23 protein-coding genes and 1 pseudogene are annotated in these 24,916 nt (G+C 54.2%); 12 read left to right on the plus strand and 12 right to left on the minus strand.

The features are described from left to right. Positions 1–42: 42 nt before the first annotated feature. Positions 43–344: pseudogene (locus RBB81_RS10500) on the plus strand (DoxX family protein). Positions 345–1,294: 950 nt separating this feature from the next. On the opposite strand, the gene RBB81_RS10505 reads toward RBB81_RS10500, so the two are convergent. From RBB81_RS10505 to RBB81_RS10515, 3 genes are read right to left on the minus strand one after another with little or no spacing between them, the layout of a single operon-like run. After that, positions 1,295–2,458: a hypothetical protein gene (locus RBB81_RS10505; protein ID WP_353073648.1), complete on the minus strand. Its 1,164-nt coding sequence runs from the start codon at positions 2,456–2,458 to the stop codon at positions 1,295–1,297. After that, positions 2,389–2,829 (minus strand): AAA domain-containing protein, encoded by a 441-nt coding sequence (locus tag RBB81_RS10510; protein WP_353073649.1) that lies wholly within the window; start codon positions 2,827–2,829, stop codon positions 2,389–2,391. Before RBB81_RS10510 ends, RBB81_RS10505 begins: the two co-directional genes overlap by 70 nt. Positions 2,830–2,849: 20 nt before the next feature. Next, entirely contained in the window at positions 2,850–3,842 is a 993-nt protein-coding gene (locus tag RBB81_RS10515; protein WP_353073650.1) for a hypothetical protein, read from the minus strand. A 455-nt stretch (positions 3,843–4,297) separates the two neighbouring features. On the opposite strand from RBB81_RS10515, the gene RBB81_RS10520 reads away from it, so the two are divergent. The 3 genes from RBB81_RS10520 (at position 4,298) to RBB81_RS10530 (ending at position 7,135) form a co-directional block, all read left to right on the plus strand. Beyond that, positions 4,298–4,663, plus strand: a complete 366-nt coding sequence (locus RBB81_RS10520) for a helix-turn-helix domain-containing protein (protein ID WP_353073651.1) — start codon at positions 4,298–4,300, stop codon at positions 4,661–4,663. Continuing rightward, positions 4,660–5,913 carry a type II toxin-antitoxin system HipA family toxin gene (locus RBB81_RS10525; protein ID WP_353073652.1) on the plus strand — a complete coding sequence of 418 codons (1,254 nt, stop codon included), beginning with the start codon at positions 4,660–4,662 and terminating at the stop codon, positions 5,911–5,913. The genes RBB81_RS10520 and RBB81_RS10525 overlap by 4 nt, the downstream gene beginning before the upstream one ends. A 448-nt stretch (positions 5,914–6,361) precedes the next feature. Further along, positions 6,362–7,135: a hypothetical protein gene (locus tag RBB81_RS10530; protein WP_353073653.1), complete on the plus strand. Its 774-nt coding sequence runs from the start codon at positions 6,362–6,364 to the stop codon at positions 7,133–7,135. Between the two features lie 769 nt (positions 7,136–7,904). Here RBB81_RS10530 and RBB81_RS10535 read toward each other — a convergent pair. From RBB81_RS10535 to RBB81_RS10555, 5 genes are read right to left on the minus strand one after another with little or no spacing between them, the layout of a single operon-like run. Continuing rightward, on the minus strand, positions 7,905–8,903 hold the full coding sequence (locus RBB81_RS10535) for an aldo/keto reductase (protein ID WP_179581873.1): 999 nt from the start codon (positions 8,901–8,903) through the stop codon (positions 7,905–7,907). Positions 8,904–8,924: 21 nt separating this feature from the next. Next, positions 8,925–9,278, minus strand: a complete 354-nt coding sequence (locus RBB81_RS10540) for a DUF2255 family protein (protein ID WP_353073654.1) — start codon at positions 9,276–9,278, stop codon at positions 8,925–8,927. A gap of 51 nt (positions 9,279–9,329) precedes the next feature. Further along, positions 9,330–10,190, minus strand: a complete 861-nt coding sequence (locus tag RBB81_RS10545) for a carboxymuconolactone decarboxylase family protein (protein WP_353073655.1) — start codon at positions 10,188–10,190, stop codon at positions 9,330–9,332. Between the two features lie 8 nt (positions 10,191–10,198). Next, positions 10,199–10,966 (minus strand): SDR family NAD(P)-dependent oxidoreductase, encoded by a 768-nt coding sequence (locus RBB81_RS10550; RefSeq protein WP_179581875.1) that lies wholly within the window; start codon positions 10,964–10,966, stop codon positions 10,199–10,201. 23 nt (positions 10,967–10,989) lie between these two features. Then, positions 10,990–11,475 carry a (R)-mandelonitrile lyase gene (locus RBB81_RS10555; RefSeq protein ID WP_179581876.1) on the minus strand — a complete coding sequence of 162 codons (486 nt, stop codon included), beginning with the start codon at positions 11,473–11,475 and terminating at the stop codon, positions 10,990–10,992. A 151-nt stretch (positions 11,476–11,626) separates the two neighbouring features. Here RBB81_RS10555 and RBB81_RS10560 point away from each other — a divergent pair, with 151 nt between their 5' ends. Continuing rightward, on the plus strand, positions 11,627–12,577 hold the full coding sequence (locus tag RBB81_RS10560) for an AraC family transcriptional regulator (protein ID WP_179581877.1): 951 nt from the start codon (positions 11,627–11,629) through the stop codon (positions 12,575–12,577). A 92-nt stretch (positions 12,578–12,669) separates the two neighbouring features. Next, a complete protein-coding gene (locus RBB81_RS10565) occupies positions 12,670–13,074 on the plus strand; it encodes a putative quinol monooxygenase (protein WP_179581878.1) in 405 nt (134 codons plus the stop codon). 480 nt (positions 13,075–13,554) lie between these two features. Here the strand turns inward: RBB81_RS10565 and RBB81_RS10570 are convergent, their stop codons facing one another. Then, on the minus strand, positions 13,555–14,061 hold the full coding sequence (locus RBB81_RS10570) for a TetR/AcrR family transcriptional regulator (RefSeq protein WP_353073656.1): 507 nt from the start codon (positions 14,059–14,061) through the stop codon (positions 13,555–13,557). Positions 14,062–14,278: 217 nt separating this feature from the next. On the opposite strand from RBB81_RS10570, the gene RBB81_RS10575 reads away from it, so the two are divergent. From RBB81_RS10575 to RBB81_RS10595, 5 genes are all read left to right on the plus strand, one after another. Then, positions 14,279–15,019 carry an SDR family NAD(P)-dependent oxidoreductase gene (locus tag RBB81_RS10575; RefSeq protein ID WP_353073657.1) on the plus strand — a complete coding sequence of 247 codons (741 nt, stop codon included), beginning with the start codon at positions 14,279–14,281 and terminating at the stop codon, positions 15,017–15,019. A 136-nt stretch (positions 15,020–15,155) separates the two neighbouring features. Beyond that, positions 15,156–15,764 carry an SDR family NAD(P)-dependent oxidoreductase gene (locus RBB81_RS10580; protein WP_353073658.1) on the plus strand — a complete coding sequence of 203 codons (609 nt, stop codon included), beginning with the start codon at positions 15,156–15,158 and terminating at the stop codon, positions 15,762–15,764. A gap of 351 nt (positions 15,765–16,115) precedes the next feature. Then, positions 16,116–16,976 carry an NmrA family NAD(P)-binding protein gene (locus RBB81_RS10585; protein ID WP_353073659.1) on the plus strand — a complete coding sequence of 287 codons (861 nt, stop codon included), beginning with the start codon at positions 16,116–16,118 and terminating at the stop codon, positions 16,974–16,976. 79 nt (positions 16,977–17,055) lie between these two features. After that, the gene (locus tag RBB81_RS10590) at positions 17,056–17,793 is read left to right on the plus strand and encodes an SDR family oxidoreductase (protein WP_353073660.1); all 738 of its coding nucleotides are present in this window, start codon (positions 17,056–17,058) and stop codon (positions 17,791–17,793) included. 96 nt (positions 17,794–17,889) lie between these two features. Continuing rightward, positions 17,890–18,291, plus strand: a complete 402-nt coding sequence (locus tag RBB81_RS10595; protein WP_179581884.1) for a nuclear transport factor 2 family protein — start codon at positions 17,890–17,892, stop codon at positions 18,289–18,291. Between the two features lie 473 nt (positions 18,292–18,764). Here RBB81_RS10595 and RBB81_RS10600 read toward each other — a convergent pair whose 3' ends face one another. Continuing rightward, positions 18,765–19,958 (minus strand): hypothetical protein, encoded by a 1,194-nt coding sequence (locus tag RBB81_RS10600; protein ID WP_348641578.1) that lies wholly within the window; start codon positions 19,956–19,958, stop codon positions 18,765–18,767. 559 nt (positions 19,959–20,517) lie between these two features. Next, positions 20,518–20,925: a hypothetical protein gene (locus RBB81_RS10605; protein WP_353073661.1), complete on the minus strand. Its 408-nt coding sequence runs from the start codon at positions 20,923–20,925 to the stop codon at positions 20,518–20,520. Positions 20,926–21,115: 190 nt separating this feature from the next. Here RBB81_RS10605 and RBB81_RS10610 point away from each other — a divergent pair, with 190 nt between their 5' ends. After that, the gene (locus RBB81_RS10610; RefSeq protein ID WP_423248078.1) at positions 21,116–21,427 is read left to right on the plus strand and encodes a PDDEXK nuclease domain-containing protein; all 312 of its coding nucleotides are present in this window, start codon (positions 21,116–21,118) and stop codon (positions 21,425–21,427) included. Here RBB81_RS10610 and RBB81_RS10615 read toward each other — a convergent pair. Then, positions 21,355–24,165, minus strand: a complete 2,811-nt coding sequence (locus RBB81_RS10615) for an MGH1-like glycoside hydrolase domain-containing protein (RefSeq protein WP_353073663.1) — start codon at positions 24,163–24,165, stop codon at positions 21,355–21,357. The two genes, RBB81_RS10610 and RBB81_RS10615, sit on opposite strands and share 73 nt — an antisense overlap. Positions 24,166–24,916 lie beyond the last annotated feature (751 nt).

Below are 24,916 nucleotides of genomic sequence, written 5' to 3' on the forward strand. Positions count from 1 at the left end.
TCCACGATTTTGTTTGCATTAGTCTTTGCAACCACTGGCACCTTGTATCTGATTCATAGCCCGCAGATGGTCACGAAACTCGTCACATTGGGTTATCCGCCATATATGCTCGCCATCCTTGGCACCGCTAAGATTTGGGTCCCATTGCGCTAGTTATGCCAAGATTCCCCCGACTCAAAGAATGGGCCTATGCGGGATTCGTCTTCGATTTCCTCGGCGCCATCTGGTCGCACCTCGCGGTACAAGGCCTCGGAAGAGCTGCCGCTGTCGTTCTGCTACCGCTCGCTCTCATAACGGTCTCCTACGTGAGCTTTCACAGCCTGCCGGAAAAGCAAAAGGTCTAACAATCTGAGGGGAAACCTTTGCCGACCTCCAGCAGAGGTCAATTGATCAGTCATGATAAGTCGTCATAGCGGAAGTGACCCGCGAATCGGCTCGACAATTCTCTCGCCCTTCCGCACCCTCCTCAGCACCCTCGCAGCGCGGATCAGGAATCTTCTGATCGCGCAAATGCACGATTAGAGCGGCTTCTGAACGAGCGAGAAATATTTTTGCGCGTGACCTCTGCCGTGTCGGAGCAGCAGTCGTCGAAAAATTGACCGATATTCTCAGCACCCTCAGAATCCTGGGAACATAGACATGTCTTCTCAAATGAATGATTTGTTCCGGCAGGTTGATCAGACCTCGGCCGTGCAGCGGCAGCGTTCTGAACTCCTGGGTTGGCAAGCGACCATTAGTGCGCGGGAGGCTCTCCCGCCAAACTTATTTTCACCATTTGAGTCGGTTCTTTAACCAGCCTGCACAGACCGCAACTAACCAGCCCAGTTGCAACTCCGAGTACAACCGACCAAAGCGCCCGGTTCGTGGTGTAGAGTGCCGGTTCGTCAGCATACTGATTCAGACGAATTACCGGATTCGCCATTTTCTCGATGACGTGCCGGTTTGTGACAACGAAAGTTTGATAGCCGCCATCGACCAAGCGAGCGACGAGAAAACCGGTGCCCCTTCGACCTTGTCAGCCTTAGCCGATTCTTGATCCCGATAAATGTAGACAACAGTCTGCAAATAGAGCTTTGCGATACGAGGCATTGGAAACTCCCGAACAACAGCAAACTAGTGGGTTGCGCTCGGCTTAGGGTGATGGCATCGAAAGGAAATGATGACTATACACGTATGGAGAATCTTCTGGGAATCGCCTCTCAACTACAGCGGCGCAAGATTCCAAATTGCCTAGCGGAGCATCAGTGTCGGGAATATCCAGAATTGCCACAATGCCCACTCGTGACACCGAGGCTTACGCCGAAGCCTGCCCCGCCGGGGGAAAGGCTTGATCAATTTCGGCAAGATTCAACGGCCCTTTGCGTCCACGCCTTACCTTGAGTTCGATCGGGATAGTGTCATCAAAAAGTATGTCGATCTCGCCGCCGAACCGTTCAGGCTTCTTCACTACTTTCGATCCAAAATCGCTCCTGAGCCTTTCATATATGGCCGGGAGAAAAAATCTATCCTCCATCTGGATCGTTGAATCCGCATTTTGCAGCTTGAGCCAGTCTCTCGCCGGATTGGACAAAAATGAGGGCTCTTCGAGGCAGTATGCTGTCTTGCGAATGAGCCAAGAGCAGCATTGCCCAAACGAAATTTCGAGCTTCGACCGACCGCCAAACACTAAGCATTCTTGCAATCTTCTATGAAGGCGGCAGTAGAGAACAAGCTCAGTTTCATTCAACAGACTGCGAGAAGCTGGTTCCAACCCATCAGTTGTCGCGCTGAAGATGTTTCTAGCTGCCGGCCTGCGCGGGGAGTATTGGACAATTACGTTATGCGGTTCTAAAGGGTCGCTCTCGATATTGATGTCAAGGATGTCAAGATGCCCGTTCAGTTCAAGAAGGAGCGGAAGCATAACCTTGTCAACTGCGGTTGTCGTTCCAATTCCCGGAGCCGCTACGGGTGGCCCTGATGCCAGAACCATGTCAGTTTCGAGAGTGACGGAGAAGCCGCGCACCTCCTGGGCAAAGCTCGTTAGCATTCGCCAGACGCGCTGGCTGGCTTCTCCTCGTATTCCGGCGAGGATGCAGACCTCGCTCCAGGGCTCCGGATTCGCGGTAAGTATGGAGTTCACCGTGGCGACGCGAGGTACGATCGCCTTCAAACTCGCCACCAGACCTTCCCGATCGTCCTTAATCCTGAAGCGAAGAAGCGGATGGTTGTCGATATCGGCAAGGCTGGCAGATTCGTTCACCAGAGCTTGAAAATCCTCGGGCGTGGGCAAGTCCAACACGGCGGGCAGTTCGCATCGCAGCTCTGCGATGTCTTCATCAGTAAGCTCCGCGTTCGTTCCATAAAGCCTTGTCACTTCACTTGAATCGAGTGTCAGAGGTACCAGCGATTTCAGCGGGGCCAGTATCCAGTCGGAAGTCTCCCGGTTCTTGCGGACGAAGCGGGCAGCGGCTGAAGGCACGATCTCGTGATCGTCCGATACTCAGTATTCGCAGCTCGGAAGATGTCTTCGCGCAACTTCTCGATGCGGTTCAAGAGCTGATGGCGCTCTGCCGTCAAGCGAACGAACTCGGCTTCTAGCCGTTGCAGCGAGTCAGACCCAAGTCTCGCGGTAATTCCGTTCACGGACGCCTCAAGCTGACGCCTTCCCATCTCGTCTCCGGAGACGACGCTGACGAAGAGAGGCTGAAGGTCGGGAACGATCTTCTCGCGCAGAACCCGCAACGGCTTACTGGCCTGGCTCGTGACGAGGACGGTCTTGCCTTGCGCCAGCAGGGAGCCGATCAGATTGGCGATCGTATGAGTCTTGCCGGTGCCGGGAGGCCCTTGCACCAGCACGGTCTTCTGGCTTCTCAGCCTGTGGGCGATCTCAAATTGTTCCGCATTCGATTCCTTGCTGAACAATACATTGCGGTCGTCCCAGCCCAATCTTTCCTCCGCATCCGCAGGAGAATCCGTGTCTTCGGCGTGTTCGCCCAAGTTGCTCCCTCCGAGGGAGGCGGTTGCAAGCACCGCATTAAGACCGGTACCAACCGCACCAACAATCTTGAGAATGGCCTCGGACGGCTGTACTCCTGCGTCAATCGCTTGGGCAATGGCGGAGAGCGCCCGGCCGAAGCCGGTGTCGGGCGCCTTAGGAAGAGAACCGGCTTACGAAAGAGTGTAGGGCTGTCCGTCGGGGCGGTCGCCTTCGACTCGCAGAAGACGCCGTTCCCAAAGCGTTGGACGAGACCCTTCAGGAACGCTGTCGTCTCCTCTGCTCCGAGAGGAGAATATGCTCCACCCTCCAGTTCCTCCTGCAGAGCGTTCAGGTGCCGCCCGTCGAGGCCGAGGATGGTTAGGAGCGCGACGTAAATCTCCGAAGACTTGAGCGCGGTAGTGACGGTGAATGCCGGCACCTTAGGATCGAAGTCTAACTGTAAGGCATGGATCAGTAGAGGGTGTTCGACCTGTGCGGGAGCGTGGAACAGGAACCCGTCACCGACAGCAAGTTCCCAAAGCTCGTTCTCGCGTTGCAGTATGCCGTGGACCTCATAAAGCTTCTCGAAGAGTTTCAGGGCTGCCCTGGCACTCCGATCTGCTGTACTCCAGGCTTTGAAACCAGGCAGCCAGCCAGTGTAGGCTGCGACACGCTCCGGCAAGTCCTCAAACTGCTCTGCCTTGATCTCGCCTTCGAGTTCCGCGTCCCGTTGCGGTGCAGGGCGCGGATCCTGTTGCGTCTTCCAATCTGCATCCATCCAATCGAGGAGAATTTCCGGCAGGCGCGGCGGCTCGACCGATCTTGAGTAGCTGCCAACCTGAGGCTGTGTCGCTTGAAACTGGGGGAGTGAACTGGATGGCTTCATGCTGCGGTATCTCGCCGAGATACTGGGACCAGGGTTGCTGCACAATATTCCGCGCATACGGTGATTTGATCTGTGTATAAGCGATGACGTAATCGAACAGACTGCGAACGAGTTCTGTCCGGTTGATGGCATGCTCGTCCTCTGCGCGTTTCCACATTATTGAACGTTGCGACGGGTAAGTCGACAAGGAAATACGCGAATGAGCCCACTCAGAAACGCTTTCGATCTGTACGTTGGCCCTAGATCGAATCACCTTTCTTTGGATAGTAGGCCTCACACTGGTTGATTGAGAATGTGGCATGGGAGTAGCGAGTTTTAGAATGCACCAGACCTTTCTGGGACATTGTTTTGACTCTCTATCATAGGGATTACGATGGAATGTGGAATTGGCCATTTCACGCAACAGGAAATAAAATGCGCATATTTTTGTCATTTTGTGTATAATAATTCTCATTATGGGGAAGACGATTCCAGCCATACTCCCTCGTATGGCGCGCCTGCTTGAAGGCTTCGGTGCGAACCTCAAGCTTGCCCGGCTGCGGCGAAAGTATTCGTCGGAGACCGTTGCGCAGCGCGCCGGCATAACGAGGCGAACACTCTCGAAGGTGGAACAAGGCGATCCAGGTGTCGCGTTGGGTGTCTACGCACGAGTGATGCAGGTTCTACGACTGGAGAACGATCTCGCGCAGTTGGCTGTCGACGATGTTCTGGGCCGGAAGTTGCAGGATGCGGGGCTCACTCCAAAACGCCGCGCACCAAAACGGACATCCAGTAAATTAGCCAAGGAAAGACCTGCCGAGAACGAACCGAGGGATGCATGACTCGTTTCGATACCGTTCAAGTCTATGTCGATCTCGAACGTTTTGCGCAACCGGCCCTGATGGGAGAGCTTCACTGCCAGCAAAGCCGGTCAGGGGAAATCTTCTCCTTCAACTATGATGAGGCATGGCTTGTAGGGCCGGAGACCTATGCGTTTGATCCGGATCTTGCCCTTGTGGCAGGCCATCAATACCCAGCGTCCGACAGAGCAAACTTCGGCATTTTTCTCGATTCGTCTCCCGATCGATGGGGACGCGTGCTGATGCAGCGCCGTGAAAATTCACGCGCACGGCAAGAGCAGCGAAGGGCCCGCACCTTAACAGAATGGGACTTTCTGTTGGGTGTGCATGATGAGACCCGGCTTGGAGCGTTACGCTTCCGTGTGCCACCTGAGGGTGCGTTCATCGATAGCGATGAACACCTGGCTGCTCCTCCGATCACTTCGCTTCGGGAACTGCAAGCTGCCAGCCTCCAATTTGAGCAGCACATCAACGAGGAAGAACATCCAGAGTATGAAAGATGGCTCACTCAGCTATTTGCTCCCGGAACTTCGCTGGGTGGGGCGCGGCCTAAGGCCTCGGTGCGAGATGAAGAGGGAACGCTATGTATCGCTAAATTTCCAAGCCGGCAGGACACGCGCGACATCGGAGGCTGGGAGTTGGTGGCACACCGACTCGCTTTGAAGGCGGGTATTGTTGTTCCGGAAGCTCGTCCGCTCCGGCTTCAGGAAAGCACCTATACAACTTTTCTTGTGAAGCGATTTGATCGCACCCCGCATGGGAGGCGGCTCGCCTTCGTCTCTGCTATGACGCTCACGCAGCATAAAGACGGAGAGCCTGGAGCGAGTTATTTGGAGTTTGTCGATCTCCTGCAGTCAAGAGGCGCCGACACAGCTGCCGATTGTGAGCAGCTCTTTCGCCGAGTTCTCTTCAATATTCTGGTTCACAATACAGACGATCACCTGCGCAATCATGGCTTTTTCATCGGTGAGCAGGGTATCCGGCTTTCCCCTGCCTACGACATGAACCCGTCGATCGACCGCACGGAATTGACTTTGGCAATCAACGAAGTTGACACAACTTGTGATGTTGCGATTGCAATGGATGCCTATAGAGATTACGGCCTGACGACCCAACAGGCTGATCGTGTGCTACAGCATGTTCAGACGGCGATCCATAGCTGGCGCAGTGAAGCTAGCCGATTGCATATCCCACGTGCGGAGCAAGATCTGATGGCGTCAGCTTTTGAATAGCGAATCAATGGTTTATGGCCGATTTTCGCGATCAAGACCTATGTCGATGCAACTAATGGATTTCGACGATCGAGTGCGCTTCAATTGCGTCGTTACCATCTATTAGATGTCGTATCAATTTGCAATCCGCTATAGAGTCTTCGAGCAGAGCTAGTCACATTTTGTAGCACAAAAATTAACATTAGAGATCGCGTTGGCACAATGACAGGATTCGAGAATTTGAACGTGGGCGACGTGGTGACCAGGATGCTGGGCGGCACTATTCCGATGAAGCTGCCGGTATCTGCAATCACTGATCGAATCATCACATGTAGTGCTTGGCAATTTGACAGGGTGACTGGCGCTGAGATCGACGAGGTCCTGGGCTGGGGACCGCCCCCGCTCATGACCGGGAGCTACCTTGATCCGTCAAAGACTGAGTGTGCCACTTCGTGCGTCCGAGCAGACGATGCTGAAATCAGAACTCAAGGCAGGTAATGAGTATGCATTTCGTGAGAAGCGAGTCGCTGGCGACCCGCTTGCGCGGATACGCCTGATCGAACATATCAGGGGAAACAAATGGAAGGCTCAGTGGATCGATACCCATCCAGGCTTGGTGGACTATGTGACAACGGCACAAATCCTCGTCCCCTGGAAAGAACATAAGCTATTCCTGCAAGAGGAGACAGATTTCGCCCGTCTTCGCGAGTACAACTCTATCCATGGTTATGAGGGGAGTTCACCTGTCTCTGAAGCTCTTCAACAGGTTTTCGAAAGCGTTGGCGAAGGAATCAGCTACGACCGCGGAATTCTACGAACAACTCGGGACTGGCTGAATCGACTGCGAACGCGCTGCCAGCTTCCTGAGTACACGCTCAAATGGCCGGCGTTTGCAGGTCGAGATGGCGTTCTACATCTACCGCATGACCAAGCTGCCGAGCTGGCACGCAGCTTTTGCATGGTGGAACCCGCGCCAGTCTTGATTGCGATAGAGGCCACGGAACGAAACTGGTCTATGGATGTTGCCCGCCCTGGTCATGAATATCTCATTCCTTTGTTGAATCAATATCGAGCGTCATGGGCAATCATTCGTCAATGGTGTGGCTCAGATGCGGCTGTAGCGGAGCGGGACAAGCGCATCGAGATTCTTGAGCGCTTGGTATGGGATGCAATTTATGCCTTACAAAAGGCTGGGTTGGATAGCGAAGCGGCTAGGTTACGTCGAACGATTGAGAGCCGTTGATCCATCTCCCACAAAACCATGCAATCCTTCCACACAATGGCAGGATTGCATGGTTCAGCACATATGTTTAAATGAAGGGGTTATTCCTGCCGCGCATGGGTTTGGGAAAGAAAAGTAGGCGCTCTTTTGAATGGGAAGCAATTTTTCCCATATTTGCGCGGCTTACGCTCATCGTCTTACGAGAAAGAGAACCGGCGTTAGAACCAATTTCTCTGGTGTAGTTTGGCTTGTTTGATATGCTAATTTAGCAGTTGAGGGAAGGGCTCGATGGACTTTGTCCAAACTTTGTCCCAACCGAACTCACAGACCCTCAAATAACCTTACGGAACCGAACGATGACGTTTCGTAAGTTGCTGTATCCATATGATTCTGGGCGGTGAACTTGAGGCTCCTACGGTCTCAAAATCCGCCGAGGGCAACCGTCTCGCCGGCCGATGATCTCCGTCCTGTACAAATACGGTACAATGCGCATCTCTTTTATTTTTATATACTTAGATGATTAGCGCGTCTTCGGCGGCTCCGCTCGACTGTCCCTCGCTAACCTTATATACTACGGAATGCGTGGCGGAAAATCGGTCCGCGGTGAGTGACATTTTTCTGGGACTATGGAGTGGGATTATTCAGATCGTTGGCGCGCCGGGGCGACGGTTGCGTAGGCAAGGCGAGTCGACCTTCAATGAGTCCTAAGCCCTGAAGTCACCAGTTGATACTGAGCTGCCTTCCGATTGCGCGACACTAACTCAAAGACTTACCTGGAGCAATTACGTCGCTATCGATAGGTCATGCGCTCAAGGTCCGGGGGATACCGGTCGCCCTCGACAGGAATTTCGGCAGTCGCTCTGTCCAGCTCCTGAAGATCATCCGCTGTGAGTTCGACGCAAGTCGACCCGATGTTCTCCTCCAGTCGCTGTAGTCTTGTAGTACCAGGAATCGGAACGATCCAGGGCTTCTGAGCAAGCAACCACGCGAGCGCTACCTGGGCGGGTGTCGCATGCTTCCGCTCTGCGAACGCTTGAATGACATCGATCAAACCACGATTCGCCTTTAGAGCCTGAGGTGAGAACCGCGGGAAGGTACCCCGGTTATCATTTGGATCAAACTTCGTATCTTCCGTGATCGTTCCGGTGAGATACCCCTTTCCCAGGGGGCTGTAAGGAACGAGACCGATGCCCAGTTCCTCAAGCGTCGGGATTATCTCTTCCTCGGGACGCTTCCACCACAGTGAGTATTCACTTTGCAGCGCCGTAACAGGTTGGACGGCGTGGGCACGCCGGATCGTCTGTGCTCCCGCTTCCGAGAGCCCGAAGTGTTTGACCTTGCCCTGCTGGATCAGATCTCGAACCGCGCCTGCAACCTCTTCAATCGGCACGTCGGGGTCAACGCGATGCTGATAGAGAAGGTCGATCGCTTCAACGCGGAGCCTCTTCAGCGAGTCCTCCACGGTCTGTCGGATGTACTCGGGACGGCTGCAAAGACCCTGTGGCTTAGAGTCTGCCCTAGGCCCAAAGTCGAAGCCAAATTTGGTCGCGATGACGACCTGATCCCGTAACGGCGCGAGCGCCTCTCCGACGAGTTCTTCGTTTAAAAATGGACCATAGACCTGAGCCGTATCGAAGAAGGTGATACCCCGTTCGACTGCGCCTCGGAGCAGGGCAATCATCTCCTCTTCGGTCCCGCTCACTTCTCCGTGGCCAGCGCTCATGCGCATGCATCCCAGCCCGATGGCAGAGAGCTCGAGCCCACTGGTTCCTAGCATCTTCTTTTGCATCGTATCCTCATCTCCCTGCGTTTATGTCTTGCTGGGTTCGATTTTCACCGTTGCCGAACGGCTATGCCTACCAATCATTGGTTGAAGGTAAAGGCTGGCCTTGTACTTTGCTCGATAGGCATCGTCAATCCGCTCGTTGATCGTTCCGTCTAATGCCTCGAATGTGACGTCCTTTGTTATCGCCGCTGCGGTGATCCGCCCACGCTTCTGTTGCATCGCGGCTTTGTACCAACGCGAAGCCGTGCCGTGATAAGCGCGCACATAAAGCGAGTCGTCTACAACGACCGACCAGATCCAAGTGGGCGTGCCGTACGTCATCCCATCCTCTCGGAACGGCGAGATGTGCAGATCGTCGGTGTCGGCGATCTTTCTCAATTCGTCTTTTCGGCCAGAAACCCATTCGTTCGATCCTCCTGCTTCGATGTGCTAGTGTTTCTGTCGTTTTTCGAAGACATCCTTGACAACGGGCAGAGCGGAAAAGGCATTGGGCCAACCAGCATAGAAGGCAATGTGCGTCAGCACTTCAGAGGCTTGTCCCTGGGTCAGTCCGTTATCCATCGCTCGACCGAGGTGATAGGTGATCTGCGCGACCTGCCCGGAGGCAATCAACGCGCTCACGGTAACCAGGCTTCGATCACGAGGCGCGAGAGCGGAGCGAAGCCAAAGATCGCGGAACAGAAGATCGGTCGTATTCTGCACGAGCCCCGGAGAGGTGGCGCCAAAGTTGGCGCTCACTTGCGTTGCCCTCTGTCTCTCTGCTTCTTCATTCAGTGTAAGTAGTTTGTCTTTCGCTGGAGGTAACTGGTCGATGCCGATTCCACGTTGATGAAAGATGTCCTTCGCCACGGCAACCGCTGACATGGCATTCGCCCAGCCGGAATAAAACGCCAGGTGCGTGATGATCTCTGACAGTTCGCTGGGTTTTACATCGTTGTTTATAGCCAACGCGAAGTGATACGGCATCTCGATGGTCTGTATGCGAGCAATCAAAGCCGCCACCGTGACGATACTGCGGTCACGCGGGGAAAGCTCGGGCCGTTGCCAAAGACCATCGAGCAGTGCGACCTTCGTATAGTGCTCCAACGCCGGCGAGACCGCTCGGACGTCGTCATAGGTCAACACGGAAGGTAGTGCATAGGATTTCGTTGTAGTCGTCATTCTCTCCTCCTCGGCGTAAGCCGGGCTACCTCCCCAAAGCGTGGCAATCATGCCGCCCATGGCTGCCTTCAACACGTCACGCCGTGTTGGTGTATTGATTCTTTGGACGCTGTCCGGCTGGACGCTCATTACTTTCTCTAACGCATCACATAACCGCCGTCGACCGAGATCGACTGGCCGGTGACATAGCTGGCGGCTGAACTGCAAAGCCATAGAACGGCATCCGCTATCTCTTCGGGTTCGCCCATGCGTCCCATCGGCACCAGGGTCCTGAGCATCTTGTCGAGCTCCTCCCCCTGACCTTCCTCGACCATCTTGTCTAACATCGGGGTCCGAATCATGCCTGGACACACGTCGTTCACACGAATGCCGCGTGTTGCGTATTCAAGGGCGGCGCTCTTGGTCAAGCCGATCACACCGTGTTTGGCAGCGTGATATGTTGCACGCTGAGCTCCGCCAATGAGACCTCCCAACGAGGAGCAGTTCACTATAGCGCCACTGCCTTGCGTGCGCATCTGCTGCAGCTCGAACTTCATGCAGCTCCATACGCCACGCAGATTGACCGCCATGACGCGATCATAATCATCGCGCGGGTAGTCGGCAGTTTCGACGAGCACGTTTTGAATGCCCGCGTTGTTGTAGGCCGCATCGAGCTGACCAAAGGCCGCGACGGTCTCTTTCACCATCGCTTCTACTTGCGTATCATCCGATACGTCACAGCGGAGAGCCAACGTCTTGTGTCCCTTATCTGCAAGGCTCTTTGCCGCGGACTGCACTTCCTTTTCGTTCCAGTCAGCCAACACTACAGACGCACCGGATTCAGCAAACGCCTTGGCTGTAGCGAGTCCCAGTCCGGACGCGGCTCCTGTCACAAGTGCAACTTTGTTCTCAAACGAGATGTTCATCTGCATTCCTCCAAATTCTTGTCTTATTTGTTGAGTTGGTACTGCTCATTCGTGACATGTTCGAGCCAGTTCACCGCGACACCATTGATGCTCTCCTGCACTGCGATATGGGTCATCGCGGTGGTCGGCGTGGCTCCGTGCCAGTGCTTGATTCCCGGCGGAATCCAGACGACATCGCCCTTGCGAATGACCTGAACAGGACCACCCCATTGCCGTATCCAGCCAACACCATCCGTCACGATCAGGATCTGGCCGAGCGGATGGGTGTGCCATGCCGAGCGTGCACCTGGCTGGAAAGTCACTGCGCCACCGCTGGTGCGGCTTGGCTCAGTCGGATCGAAGAGCGATTGCACACGAACGGAACCAGTAAATCGCTTGGGGGAGCCCGTAATAACGTTTTGCGCAGTGGCCGGCGTGATCGTGATCTGCGGAGTGCTCGTCTGGGCAGCAGCAACGTCGTTCATCACTATAGAAGCCAGCAAGAGTGTTACGGCAACCGGGTTTCTCATTTTCAACCCTTCCTCCTACCCAAAGGTTAGTGAACTGAGCGGTGTCGACGCCTTCCCGATCCTGCCAATTCTTTGCACGATCCTGTCTGCTCGTTGGATTTCATGCACATGCTTGGTTGCCTGGAGTTACGCTATTTTGGGGAGGCGAAGGATGCTGAAGCCCAAAAGAACTGCGGGATCGCGAGATTTGGCCGCGATCGAAATGAGGCGCTCTCTTGCGCAAAGAATTAAAGAGCTGGCAGAGGAGCCTGGAGAACATCTGACGCCGATTCCTGGACTGTCGCTCTATCACCGGACGAGTCCAACTCCTTGTTTCCGGGCTTCTTACGAACCGGGCCTAAGCATCTTTGTCCAGGGACGAAAGCGCATCCTGCTCGGCGGAACGGAGTATCTGTGTGATGGTTGGTCGTTCCTGCTCTCATCAATCGATGTGCCCGCTCAGAGCCAGATCATCGAAGCCTCGGAGAAGACGCCGCTACTGTCAATTTTCCTGCGCCTCGACATGCCGATGGTCCGGGAAGTTCTGAGCCGAGATGACATTCCAGAGGGGCCACCCTCTGCGCATCGTCAAGGCCTCGTTGTTGGTGAGACCACCGTTGGGTTGCTCAGGGCCGCGATGCGTATGCTTGAGCTTCTCGACACGCCAGAGGATATACCGTTTCTTAGTCCGTTGGCTCACCGCGAGATCCTGTATCGTATTCTTCGGACACCGCAGGCAGGTAGACTCCGCGCCATCGCAACGAGTGGCGATCTGGTTCAACGAACAGGACGAGCAATCTCGTGGCTGAGAGAAAACTATGCGAAGCCTCTGCACATGGAAGCACTCGCTTCTACAGCGAGGATGGGCGTTTCAACCCTTCATCATCAATTCCGGGCTCTCACAGGGATGAGTCCGTTGCAGTATCAAAAGCAATTGCGCCTACAAACCGCGCGCCAGCGGATGCTGATGGACGGATTCAACGCTACGACTGCTGCATATGAAGTGGGTTATGAGAGCGTTAGCCAGTTCAGCCGTGAGTACAGCAGATTCTTCGGGTTACCACCAATCCGAGATGTTAAGGCGTTGAAGAACGTCAACACAGCTTTGGAAAGTGTCGTCTGAAGTTTCTGGCGTTCTGAGCCGCGAGGCGAAGGAACCTCAGAAAAACTTGCTGAGCTGGTACAGGCAGCCGAGCGGGCCGTCAGGAGGTGAGTATGAAAATGAAACAAGCCTTAGTTCTTGGGCTACCGCTGATCGCCTCTTGTCTCTTCCTGGCAGTCAGGCGTGGATACACCGAACCGGTGGATAACCGCATTGTGAGACTCGCAGAACTGGAAATTTATCCTGACCAATTGAACGCCTACAAAGCGGCGCTGAAAGAAGAAATAGAGGCTTCTATCCGAACGGAACCGGGCGTGTTGACCTTGTATGCCGTCTCCGTAAAAGCTCATCCCGAACAGATTCGTCTTTTCGAGACCTATCGCGATGCTGCTTCATATCAAGCGCATCTGCAATCTCCCCATTTCAAGAAATACAAAGAACAGACACTGCAAATGGTGAAGTCACTCACGCTTCTCGATACTGACCCGATTCTGCTCGGCACGAAAGCTCAAAAATGAGCCCTGAGCGGGTAGTTCGGCAATTGATATCTTTGGAATCGGTAACAGCAAACGTGCTTCTCAGAAGTAATCCAATGCCTTAGCTTTCATGGTTCGATGAGTGAGTTGGCCTGATAGCGCCAATTGAGAAAAGCGATGCTTCACTGGCTCAATGTATAACCGAGACCAAGTATGCTTCCCTCTGGAGTGAACGGGGCTGTTGCATCCTTATCGAAGCAGAGGTCCTATTTGTGAAGCAGAGTTTCGCGGCAATTATCCTTGGTGGTACCGGAAAAGTCGGCGGTGCAGCCGTCGCGGAACTGCTAGCAACTTCGGAATGCCGGCAATCTGAAACTAAACCATATGACCATTCATGTTAGTGAGCGCCATCTCGCTCACTAACGGACCGTTTGCATTCGACGTAGATCGATATCTTCTAACGCTGCCCGATAAGGCAGAAGATGGTAGCCGCGGTCCGAAGCGCAGCGGCGTCGGCTCAGATTAGAGATTGCGAAGGGCTGTCATAAAGTTTTCGATCTTGCGGGTCGACGAGGTTTTTCCGGATTTGAGGTTGCGTTCAATGCACAATCCGGAGAAGAAGGACAGCACCATCTCCGCAATTTCTGAAGGAGCCATCCTGGGTTTTTCGGCTTCGATGTTCATGGCGAGAAGGCGCTGCAATAGCGCTCGATTGTCCGTCACGACCCCATAAGCCTCATCCGGAAGAATAGCGAACTCCCGCATAGAATTGACGGAAAAACACCCCTGCTGTTCCCCCTTGTTAAGAGGACCATTCTTGAGAAAATTCTCGACGTTCTTCCAGCCAAGAGGCTCTCTGGTAAGAAATCCTCTCTTCTCCTGGCTCTCAAGATAGTGGCGAAGGCAAGCAACAAAAAGATCTTCCTTGTCTCGGAACTCGCTATACAGCCCTGACTTGTTCACGCCTGTGGCTCGTTCCAGTTCCTGAAGACTGGTATCTGCGAACCCATGTTTCCAGAAGACAGGCATCGCTTTCTCCAGCACTTCCTCACGAGTAAAGTTCTTCGGGCGCCCCATAGACACACATTATCCGATAAAGAACTAAATAGTTCAATATTTCTGCATCCTCGCCCCGCCTTCATCATCGTATAGAACTGAATGGTTCATAACGGGTCCGACACGATCGGGCAAGATCGCTACCGAATCGGCTTCGTGAATTGTTCCGAGAAATACCAAAGGAGATTCTATGTCTAAGTTAGCGAAGAAAGTGGCATTGGTTACTGGCGGTTCGCGGGGCATTGGCGCAGCTATTGCGAAGCGTCTGGCTGCCGATGGAGCAAGCGTAGCCATCACATATGCAAAGGACGCCAGCGCGGCCTCGGCCGTAGTCAGAGCGATTGAACTCGGTGGCGGAAAGGCCATCGCGATCCAGGCGGACGCTGCTAACGTTGAAGCAGTCAAAGGTGCAGTCGAAAAGGCCGTCTCGACCTTCGGTCGACTTGATGTGCTTGTGAACAATGCCGGCACCGCCATTCCGAAACCGTTCGAGGAGGCGACGCAGGAGGAGATGGATCGTGTGATCGACATCAACGTCCGCGGTGTATTCGCCACCACGCAGGCGGCGCTGAAGCACATGAAGGAAGGTGGTCGCATCATCATGGTCGGTTCGGCTGTGGGTGAGCGTGCTGTCGCTCCCGGGCTTGTGCCCTACGCGGCCACGAAAGGAGCCGTCAAGATGTTTACCCAGGCACTATCCAGAGAGGTGGGGAGCCGGGGCATTACGGTCAACAACGTCCAGCCGGGTCCGATCGACACGGATTTGAATCCCGCCTCGGGTGATTGGGCGATACCACAGAAGGCCGCAACAGCGCTCGACCGTTATGGACGCGTAGATGAGATCGCCGCGATGGTCGCTTTTGTCGCCGGTGCGGAGTCCTCGTACATCACCGGGGCGAATCTTACCGTGGATGGCGGAATGAACGCTTGAACCAACGCGCACTCAGTCAATGGGCCTTACGACAGAGGTATCCGTGCTGACCTGGTTGAGATCCGACGACCTAAAGGAGTCGGCTCTCCTTCGACTTCAGGTGCGCACTCGTAACTGACATCTGAGAGAGGGGATTATGGCTATATTGCAAAACAAAACTGCGCTGGTAACGGGGGCCTCAAAAGGGATCGGACGCGCAACGGCGGCTGCGCTCGCCAGGGCCGGGGCCCACGTCCTGGTTCACTATGGCCGCTCCACGCAGGAAGCGGAATCTCCCGTCGCCGAAATCCAAACGAAAGGTGGACGCGCGACTGCAATCTCGGTAGACCTAGAAACTCCAGAGGGCGCTTCGCTGCTTGCCAAGAAGGTTCGCTCCATCGTCGGCGATCGATTGGATGTGCTTGTGCTCAACGCCGGAATCAGCAAGGCGGCACGCATTGCGGATTACACGGTAGAGGATTTTGACAGCCTCTTTGCGACAAACGTCCGAGGCCCGTTCTTCCTGGTACAGCAACTGTTGCCGGTTCTTGGCGACGGTTCAAGCATCGTTGCTGTCTCATCTGCTGTTGCCCGTACCGTGGTTGGCAAGCCCGACGTGGAAAATCCCTCGATTCTTGCCTACGCCTCTACCAAAGGGGCAATTGAGACTTTGGTCGATCGTTCTCGAAGTCTTCGACACTCTCTTCAACAAACGCGACTACGCGGCAGCAGAACAATTCTGGTCGCCGAAGTACATCCAGCATAGTGCGCACATCGCGCGGGGACGCGAAGGGTTGTTCGCTCTGGTCCGTCGTCGCCAGAAACGTTGCGCTACGAAAACCAACTCATTGTCGCAGAAGGCGATTACGTCATCGCGCACGGCCGTCTCTCGGGAAACGGAAGGCCCGCAGCTTGGATTGCGGCCCGACGTCGTCCGATTCGAAGACGGTCTTCTTAGAGAACATTGGGATGTTCTGCAGGCCGAGGCGACCAAGGCCGAATCCGTCAGCTGCCTTCCCATGTTTGGCGACACATTCCCGAAGTGACAGTCGAAAAACAACGCGCTTATCTTGAAGACGTCCGACACCTTTTTTAAGAGATTAAGGAGGTACTAGCTATGATTTCACCCGTTGCCTTGAATGGCATGTATGTGATTTTGGGGGCAAGCGGGAACACCGGCTCGATCATCGCCAATTCCCTGCTATTGAAGGGCGAGAAGGTGCGCGTCGGGGGACGCGACGCGGGGCGACTACAGCGCTTTGTGGACAAAGGCGCGGAAGCGTTCACGGCCGACATGAGCGATGCGGCTGCGCTCACTAAAGCCTTCACCGGTGCACGCGCGGCATACTTGCTGTTGCCGCCAGCGAAATCCCGGGAGGACCAGGAGCGAGAGAGTAGCGCGATCGCGAAAGCTGTGAAGGAATCCGGCCTTCGCTACGCGGTGCACTTGAGCAGCTATGGTGCGCAAGTTCCGGAAGGTACGGGGCCAGTCGCGGGACTGCATTCTTCGGAACAAAAACTGAACGCGATCAGCGGTTTGAACGTTCTGCACTTGCGCGCCGCGTATTTCATGGAGAACAATCTGGCGGCGATCGGCACAATTCATGGGATGGGAGTGTTCGGAAATGCGCTGCTACCCGACGTGAAGCTGCCCATGATCGCGACGCGCGACGTCGGCGACTACGCAGTCGAACGCCTCCTGCACCTGGATTTTTCCAGCAAACAAACCCGCGAACTGCTTGGCGAGCGCGACCTGTCGATGACGGAAGCTATCGCTGTGATTGCGCGCGGCATTGGCAAACCGGATTTGCGTTACCAGCAGTTCCCGTATAACCAGGTGCAGCAGGCCTTGATGCAAATGGGTGTTCCGCCGAAGGGAGCCGCTTTGTACATCGAGATGTACAAGGCCATCAAACGCAGGAGTCCTCGTTGCGTTAGAGCCGCGTTCACCGGAAAACAGCACACCGACTTCGTTTGAAAAATTCGTGCAGGATGTTTTTGCGGCTGCGTATCAAGACAAGCCCCAGCTGAATAAGGGACAGTGAGGAAGACTACCGATGGCCGCAACTAAAAAGCTGCAAGGAAAAGTAGCAGTGATAACTGGTGGCACAACCGGGATAGGGTTCGCTGCAGCAAAGCTCTTCGTGAACGAGGGTGCCTACGTATTCATCACTGGCCGTCGTCAAAAGGAACTCGACGAGGCCGTGAAAGCAATCGGTAATAACGTTACTGGCGTTCAGGGTGACATCGCCAAACTGACCGACATTGATCGTCTTTACGAGGCCGTCAAGTCGAAGGGGAGAATCGATGTCGTTTTCGCCAACGCCGGCGTCGCTGAATTTGCTCCCTTGGGAAAGATCACGGAAGAGCATTTCGACAGACTCTTCAATATCAACGTCAAGGGAACGCTGTTCACGGTACAAAAGGCCCTTCCTCTCATGAATGACGGTGGATCTATCATTCTCAATGGCTCGGTCGCAAGCGTGAAAGGTACGCCGGCCTTCGGTGTCTACGGCGCGACGAAGGCCGCTCTCCGTTCCTTTGTGCGGACCTGGACCTCGGATCTCAAGGATCGTCATATTCGCTCAAATGTCGTTAGCCCCGGTCCGACCGATACGCCAGCTATCGATGGACAACCTGAAGATGCCATCGTACAGATCGTGTCCACCATCCCGATGGGACGGATGGGGGAGCCCGATGAAATTGCCAAAGCGGCGCTGTTTCTAGCTTCAGATGACTCCAGTTTCGTCACGGGTATCGAACTGTTCGTTGATGGCGGCAGAGGGCAAATCTGATCGAGGGCTACTGCGCTGCCTCGTTACTTTGAGCGAGCTTCATAAACCCGCTCATAACAAGAACGTCCAATATTGATTCGTAAGAAAGGAAGAACAATGAGCAATTCAAATGCGGAGAAGAATAAGGCGGTCGTACTGGAAGCATTCGATATCCTGTTCAATAAACGCGATTACGTGACGGCGGAGTCGTACTGGTCTCCCAACTACATTCAACACAGCGCCCATATCGAGCCGGGACGAGACGGGCTCTTCAACCTCATCAAGGCTGCTCCGCCGTCGCTAAAGTATGAGCCCGGGGTGATTCTTGCAGAAGGTGACTACGTCATCGTTCACGGCCGATTCTCCAACATCGGACTGCCGGCGAACTGGATCGCCGCGGACGTCGTTCGCTTGAAGGATGGAATTCTCGTCGAACACTGGGATGTCATTCAGGACGAGGCTACGGAGCAACAGTCTAAGAGCGGGAATCCGATGTTCGGCGACTCATTCCCGAAGTAAACACGAGCGGCACGTCACTCAACAACCCTCCTCTCTGCACAGCCAAGGTTCTATGGACGACCTACTCAAACTCGCAATCGAAGCTCATGGCGGGCTCGAACGTTGGCGTCGGCTCAACTTGGTAAGAGCCGGCGCCTCGATCACGGGCGCGCTCTGGCACCTCACGGGACAACCGGATGTGCTCAAAAATGTTCAGGTAGTTGCTCAACTCCATCGCCAACATTTGGTCACTCACCTCATCGGGAAAGATCGGCGAACGATATTCACTCCGAGCCACGTCTCAATCGAGTCAGAATCCGGGGTTGTCGAAGAAACCCGCGTAGATCCGGCTACCTCGTTTCGAGGGGAGAGCCTCGATAGCCCATGGGACATGCTGCATGTCGAGTGTCGAACGGGGATGTCTATCGCTGGCGGCAACTTTGGAACGAATCGGCAGACATCCGCGTCCACGTGTAGGTACCGACCTTAGTCTCTCATCCCTCCATAGGAAGTCGCATAGGGACAAGAAAGTTGCTGGCGAGAAGATAGGCGAATAGATGTCCGAGAGGTGGCGCGCGACGCAGCTCGTTTGCCGAAACCAATCCATTGGTCTCATTCCACTCCCAACCGTTGACGGAAGCACTCTTCAGCCATTCCCGCAGATCCGCGGCGGTCATCGGATAAACGTAGATGCGAACATTCTGGGCGAAGAGACGGGCGAGGGCTTCGAGAAGTCTGCCTTCGAGATTGCCGTAAATGTCTTCAAACGCTCGAATCACCATGGAAAGGCCTCCGACGACGCGTACAGGCGCCTTTGTATGGCGGTTTACGAGAGCTGTCATTTGGTAGAGTTCGGGTTTACGAAAAAGCAGCACGTCGCCTGCGGCGAGAAGCGAATCGATGCGACGAAGCACGTCGGGAGTTTCAGGGGCTGGTTCTTCCGGCACGAGCGGAGCAACGGTGAGGCAAAAAAAGCCAGCGGGTGTCGATTTTGTTTCGCCGAGGTCTCCCTGGAGCTCTTGAATCGCCGAAGCCAATAATCGCAAATGAACGTGCGTGTGAACTGAATCGGTGTGGCCGAAGTATCCCGGTGCAAGGACGACGGCTTTGTTGTGGAGAACCTCGGTAGGGGGAAGAGCTGAGCCCTTGGTGGAAAAAAATACTGACTCTGCGAATCCCGCACGAACCAGGTCGACCAGCAGGGCCCGGCGATCCCAAGTCTCGAATGCTGGCCCGTGAAGATCCATGTAATCGATCTCGATCCGCTCCGCGACGACGTCTTGTGCCAGGCCTTCTAGAAATAAGTCTTTGATCTGCACATCATAGAATGCGGCATAGATGAGGTTGACGCCCAGAATACCGATGGCTTCCTGTTGGAGTGCATTCGAAGGATCGCGCATATTGATGTGCAGTAAGACATCGTTGGGAGTGCCACCGGGCTGCAACTGGAATCGCAGACCAATCCAACCATGTTGGTCGTTGGTTCCGGCGAAGTTACGGGCGGAGACGGTATCAACAAAGCAGAAGAACCGAGTCTGCGGCCCACGAGTCTCGTTTAATTGCGTGAGAAGTTGGCCCCATTCGTTGTCCAGCATCGCCTCGAGTCGCTGTTTGGATACATAGCGCGACCCGGAGCCGTAAAGATCATCGCTGACTTCCTTGTCGTACGCGGAAATGGTTTTAGCCACAGTGCCGGAAGCCCCTCCCACGAGAAGAAACCAACGTGCGACTTCCTGTCCGGCGCCGATTTCGGCGAAAGACCCAAAGGTCGATGTATCAAGATTAATAGTGAGCGCTTTGTGGTGAGTGTCGAGTTTTTGAGCAGAAGGCATAGCCATTACCTCGTTGAATTGCGGTTTACCGAGTGGGTTGTTGCACATCAATGTCCACCGCCCGCACCCAAGATACGTGCTTTTTTCATAAAGAACAAAGCAATTGCGCTTGAGAGTAGCACGCAGCCCAGCGCGAGGAAACAATCGCTGTATGCGAGCAGGAAATGCTTGGCGGCGGACCGCGCCACCTATAGCACCAATTGCGCGCACGTGAGCCGAAGACGGGGCGCTGCCCTGAGACATGAGCCAACTGCAGCAGGCGTTCCTGCACAGCACCTGAGTAAATCGGCACGGACTCTCCGATGCGGGCCGAGTGGAAGCGTTCTCTCACGGAAAGCAATGTCGAAAGTCCGGCGATGCCGATCGAGCCTCCAATGTTTCTCATCGTGTTGAAAATTGCACAGGCTGAACCGGGTTAGCGTCCCTTAGCCATTCCAGCCGTGGAGACGGCAGAGAGTGGAACCATGATAAGAGGCTGACCCAGCGCGCGGATAGCGAGTGGGATATAGAACTGTGGTCCCGCAAAATTCGAATCGAGATGAGAAGTTAAAAACGAGCTACCGCCAAATAAGAGTATTCCGATGCCAATAAGAATTCGCGCGTCGAAGCGTTGCATCAACCTCGGCACCAAGGGAATGACGAGGAGTTGCGGAAGGCCCAGCCAGATAATGACCTTGCCGATCTGTACTTGATGAACGCGGTGGTATCGCAGGACCGCGATCTTCAAATTCTGACGCAGAAACGTAATGAAGTGCAGTCCGTTACGAGCTGGACTATCAACAGACGAAGACCGCGGCGGTGCCGGGTGAGGGCTTACGCGCATGGCTGAATGGGCTTCAGTTTGCAAGCCTGTTCCTGCTCGGTATGCGTCACATCGCCGACGGCACCGACCACCGTCTGCCGCCGGTTCACGAGAAATGGCCTGATTAACACTGGCAATAGCCAGTAGGTTGTCTTGTGAGAAGAGAATGGTATGCGTAGCAGATCGTGGCTGAAACTTCGCGTTGGACCTGATGTTCTTCCATTGCGGCCCCAACTGCTCGGTTGCCATCGAATTGAAGGCGGGACGGTTTGAGCCAGAATATCTCGGCAAACTGGCCTTCTATCTTGCAGCCTTGGACCGCGACCTCGCAAGGCGAACGAGCAATCCGTTCAGCTTCGGTCGGTGCTCACTGCGCGCTGTTTGGTGCTCATCGGTTTGGTTCACACAACAGGTCGTGGATATGAAGACAACAGGCAGTCCGCATTTATTTCACCGCACAGTTTCTTTGAGACGATGCATCTTCTCCATGCACGTGGCTGCCAATGCCGTCCAGCCAGTCTGATGACTCGCTCCGGTGCCCCGACCGGTGTCGCCACAGAAATATTCGCTGAAGAGCACCAGGTTTTTCCAGTGTGGGTCATCAATGTAACGTTGCTCGTTGCCATGGGATGGACGACGTCCGTCGGCATCACGCAAAAATAGGCCGACCAGCCTTCGCGCTATCTCTTCCTGGACTTCCTGCAGTGTGAGCATCTTCCCGCTTCCAGTGGGACACTCGACCGTGAACGTGTCTCCGTAGACAGCGTGATAAGTCGCCAAGGAGTTCAAGAGCAAGATATTCATCGGGAACCAGACGGGCCCGCGCCAGTTACTATTTCCGCCGAACATGCCACTGTCTCCTTCACCCGGAACGTACTTTACTACAAGAGTCTTTCCGGCTAATTCGACCTGATATGGATTGCCGTCGTGGTATTTGGAAAGACCGCGGACGCCATGATCCGAGAGAAATGCAGTTTCATCGAGAAGCCGCGTGAAGATCCGCAAAAGACGTTCCTTGGGCACAAGAGCAATAAATTTAGAGCCAGAGAGTAATGGATCTGAGGTCTCTACGTCGGAAACATGTCTCGCCAGCTCAGGCTTGTTTGCAAGAAACCACTGCATCCGCTTGCGAAACCCCGGCAGACGATCAACATCTTCTTTGTGAAGGATACAGATCGCATACAGAGGAACGATGCCAACGATCGAATGGACCTTAAGCGCCCTTGGCGGCTGATTCGCCGTAGTCAATTGGTCGAAGTAGAAGCCATCCTCTTCGTTCCACAGGCCGGTTCCACCAAGTCCATTGATGGCATCGATGATGGCAATATAGTGCTCGAAAAATTTGCTGGCGATGTCTTCGTAAGCAGGTCGAGTCTGTGCAAGTTCGAGAGCGATCAGCAGCATGGAAGAGCAGTAAAGTCCCATCCATGCGGTACCATCTGCCTGATCGAGGCTTGTTCCATCGGGCATTTTGATCGAACGATCGAAGACCCCGATGTTATCTAATCCGAGGAATCCGCCGCCAAAGAGATTGTGCCCCTTCTGATCGTTACGATTGACCCACCAGGTAAAGTTCAACAGCAACTTCTGAAAAGCACGTTCCAAAAACTCAATGTCCTTCACTCCTTCATTCCGCCGCGCGTCTATCAAGTAAACGTGCATTACGGCCCATGCATGTACAGGCGGATTGACGTCTCCAAAAGCAAACTCGTAAGCGGGCATCTGACCGTTCGGATGCATATACCACTCACGCAAAAGAACGAGAAGCTGGTTTTTTGCGAAAACTGGATCAATCTCCGCCATGGGAATCATGTGAAACGCAGTGTCCCAGGCGGCGAACCACGGATACTCCCACTTGTCCGGCATGGAGAGAATGTCGCGGCAGTAAAGATGCCGCCAATCAGCATTCTTGCCCATCAGGCGTTCCTTTGGCGGAGCCGGCTGAGCGGGGTCTCCTTCAAGCCATCGCTCTGAGATGTAGTAATAAAACTGCTTCGTCCAGAGCAGTCCCGCGTAGGCCTGGCGCGAGACGTTCCGTTCATCATCGTTAAAGCTATCTGGAATACGTTCTGCGTAAAACGCATCCGCTTCTCTCTGGCGCGCTGTTAAAATTTCATCGAACGCTTGCTGATTGATGTAGGGTGGCTCACCGTTGTCTTCGCGAACTAGTCGTAGCCTTAGCACAGACGACTCACCAGCGCCCAGCCTGAGACGATATACGAATGCAGACTTTGTGCCTTGTAACTCTTTATTGACGGCCTCCAACTCTCCTCGAACCAAATACCGGTCGAAGCCGTCTTTTGAATATCGGGCTGAGCCCTGATAATTCGAAACGAGTCGATGAAAGTTCGTGTCATTCTCCGTAAAGATGACTTCTTCCTTCTTTGGTCCAGATTCATCAATCGCGCAAAAGCGAAAACGACCAAGTATCTTGTGATTCGCAATCACAATACGGTCGCTACTCTCCTGCATGTGCATCCAAGGGCGTGTCTCTTCACCCGGTTCCAAGTTGCGCCATGACCAGTTATTTCGAAAGGTAAGGGTGGGTGCAACGGTAAGGTCAGAAGCAGCGGGGCCGCGGTTCGAAATTGTAAGCTTGATCAGCGTGTCTTCGGGGCCGGCTTTTGCATACTCCACTTGCACGTCGAAGTAGCGTTCCTCATCAAAGATTCCCGTATCCAGAAGCTCGTACTCCGGTTGATCGTATCCGCGCTTGCGATTGGTCTCGACGAGATCATTGTAAGGAAAGGCCCTTTGAGGATACTTATATAAACCTTTGCAGTAAGAGTGCGTTGGTGTGGCGTCGAGATAGTAGTATTGCTCCTTGACGTCCTCGCCGTGGTTTCCCTCTGGATTCCCCAGTCCGAAGAGACGTTCCTTTAAGATAGGGTCGTTTCCGTTCCATAGCGAGGGGGCGAAGCATAGCCGACACTCACGATCGGTCCAACCGAGGATTCCATCTTCGCCCCACCTATAGGCACGATATCTCGCCATGTCATGAGTAAAGTTCCATGCATTTCCATCAGCCGAATAATCCTCCCGCACAGTGCCCCACTGCCGCTCTGGAAGATAGGTTCCCCATCGCTGCCAATTCTCCTCGCGAGAATTGGATTTCGCAAGCCTGGTATCTTCTGCCGTACTCGGTAATTGACTGAATGCTCCCTGCCGTTTTGACGTCGCATTATCAATCATGATTCTTATACCGTCCGCTTGGAGTTTGAATGCCGGGAAATACACGATTCTGATCTTGCGGTACTTCATCAACGCAGACTATTCACCCGTCCAACGGCTGTTCCCAGCTACTCCTAATTTAGCGCGCAACGCGAATTACTCAAATGGTTACTCCCTGTATCAACGGAAGTACATCGGCTCGACGATCTCGGCTGCCTTACATGCTGGCGTTGTCGTTTTTCAGGTCGCTATAGCCACTTCAATCTGACGCAGCAAGTTCACTGCCTGCTCAGGTTAATACCGTTCGTCTCGAGCCACACCAAGCTTCTCGTGCCAGCTGCTTATCTTACTCCTGATGCAAAATTGCGAGCACTCTAACGCGGTCGCCTAGGAGTCGTGAAATGCGGTGGGTCGGATAGAAGACTGGCGATTGGACCTAGATCAGGGTTCGGAGGCCAAAAAGTCCGAAGCCTTTAGCTAGTAAAGACGTGGAATTTAAATGGTCGGGGCGAGAGGATTCGAACCTCCGATCTCTTGGTCCCGAAATTCAGGGCAAGGGCTAGATCGTTTATCAACAGCAGTTTTTGGAGGTGCTCCAACCGTACAAGCCCTGCTTATTCTTGTTCAGTGCGCTCATTCTGTAGCGGGATTGGAGTCCCTCGTTGGCGTTCCTGTCTATCTCATCTCAAGGTTGAGAGCAATTTTTTACCGAACATATGACCTCTTCCATGCCATTTCGGCAATGGCACGCAACTCACTGAAATTGCGCGACACCAACAGCGATGTAACGCTACAAAGGGGCAGACGCCGTGATAGGGTTCGGTAAAACTCCTGAAGAAAT

Source organism: Tunturibacter gelidoferens (assembly GCF_040358255.1).
Taxonomy (GTDB): Bacteria; Acidobacteriota; Terriglobia; order Terriglobales; family Acidobacteriaceae; genus Edaphobacter; species Edaphobacter gelidiferens.

Excerpts from the sequence above, each read along its gene's own strand:
- RBB81_RS10515 (WP_353073650.1), bottom strand. The coding sequence starts at position 3,842 with ATGAAGCCATCCAGTTCACTCCCCCAGTTTCAAGCGACACAGCCTCAG.
- RBB81_RS10520 (WP_353073651.1), top strand. The coding sequence starts at position 4,298 with ATGGGGAAGACGATTCCAGCCATACTCCCTCGTATGGCGCGCCTGCTT.
- RBB81_RS10525 (WP_353073652.1), top strand. The coding sequence starts at position 4,660 with ATGACTCGTTTCGATACCGTTCAAGTCTATGTCGATCTCGAACGTTTT.
- RBB81_RS10530 (WP_353073653.1), top strand. The coding sequence starts at position 6,362 with ATGCTGAAATCAGAACTCAAGGCAGGTAATGAGTATGCATTTCGTGAG.
- RBB81_RS10535 (WP_179581873.1), bottom strand. The coding sequence starts at position 8,903 with ATGCAAAAGAAGATGCTAGGAACCAGTGGGCTCGAGCTCTCTGCCATC.
- RBB81_RS10545 (WP_353073655.1), bottom strand. The coding sequence starts at position 10,190 with ATGAGCGTCCAGCCGGACAGCGTCCAAAGAATCAATACACCAACACGG.
- RBB81_RS10550 (WP_179581875.1), bottom strand. The coding sequence starts at position 10,966 with ATGAACATCTCGTTTGAGAACAAAGTTGCACTTGTGACAGGAGCCGCG.
- RBB81_RS10555 (WP_179581876.1), bottom strand. The coding sequence starts at position 11,475 with ATGAGAAACCCGGTTGCCGTAACACTCTTGCTGGCTTCTATAGTGATG.
- RBB81_RS10560 (WP_179581877.1), top strand. The coding sequence starts at position 11,627 with ATGCTGAAGCCCAAAAGAACTGCGGGATCGCGAGATTTGGCCGCGATC.
- RBB81_RS10565 (WP_179581878.1), top strand. The coding sequence starts at position 12,670 with ATGAAAATGAAACAAGCCTTAGTTCTTGGGCTACCGCTGATCGCCTCT.
- RBB81_RS10570 (WP_353073656.1), bottom strand. The coding sequence starts at position 14,061 with ATGCCTGTCTTCTGGAAACATGGGTTCGCAGATACCAGTCTTCAGGAA.
- RBB81_RS10575 (WP_353073657.1), top strand. The coding sequence starts at position 14,279 with ATGTCTAAGTTAGCGAAGAAAGTGGCATTGGTTACTGGCGGTTCGCGG.
- RBB81_RS10580 (WP_353073658.1), top strand. The coding sequence starts at position 15,156 with ATGGCTATATTGCAAAACAAAACTGCGCTGGTAACGGGGGCCTCAAAA.
- RBB81_RS10585 (WP_353073659.1), top strand. The coding sequence starts at position 16,116 with ATGATTTCACCCGTTGCCTTGAATGGCATGTATGTGATTTTGGGGGCA.
- RBB81_RS10590 (WP_353073660.1), top strand. The coding sequence starts at position 17,056 with ATGGCCGCAACTAAAAAGCTGCAAGGAAAAGTAGCAGTGATAACTGGT.
- RBB81_RS10595 (WP_179581884.1), top strand. The coding sequence starts at position 17,890 with ATGAGCAATTCAAATGCGGAGAAGAATAAGGCGGTCGTACTGGAAGCA.
- RBB81_RS10605 (WP_353073661.1), bottom strand. The coding sequence starts at position 20,925 with ATGCGCGTAAGCCCTCACCCGGCACCGCCGCGGTCTTCGTCTGTTGAT.
- RBB81_RS10610 (WP_423248078.1), top strand. The coding sequence starts at position 21,116 with ATGTTCTTCCATTGCGGCCCCAACTGCTCGGTTGCCATCGAATTGAAG.
- RBB81_RS10615 (WP_353073663.1), bottom strand. The coding sequence starts at position 24,165 with ATGAAGTACCGCAAGATCAGAATCGTGTATTTCCCGGCATTCAAACTC.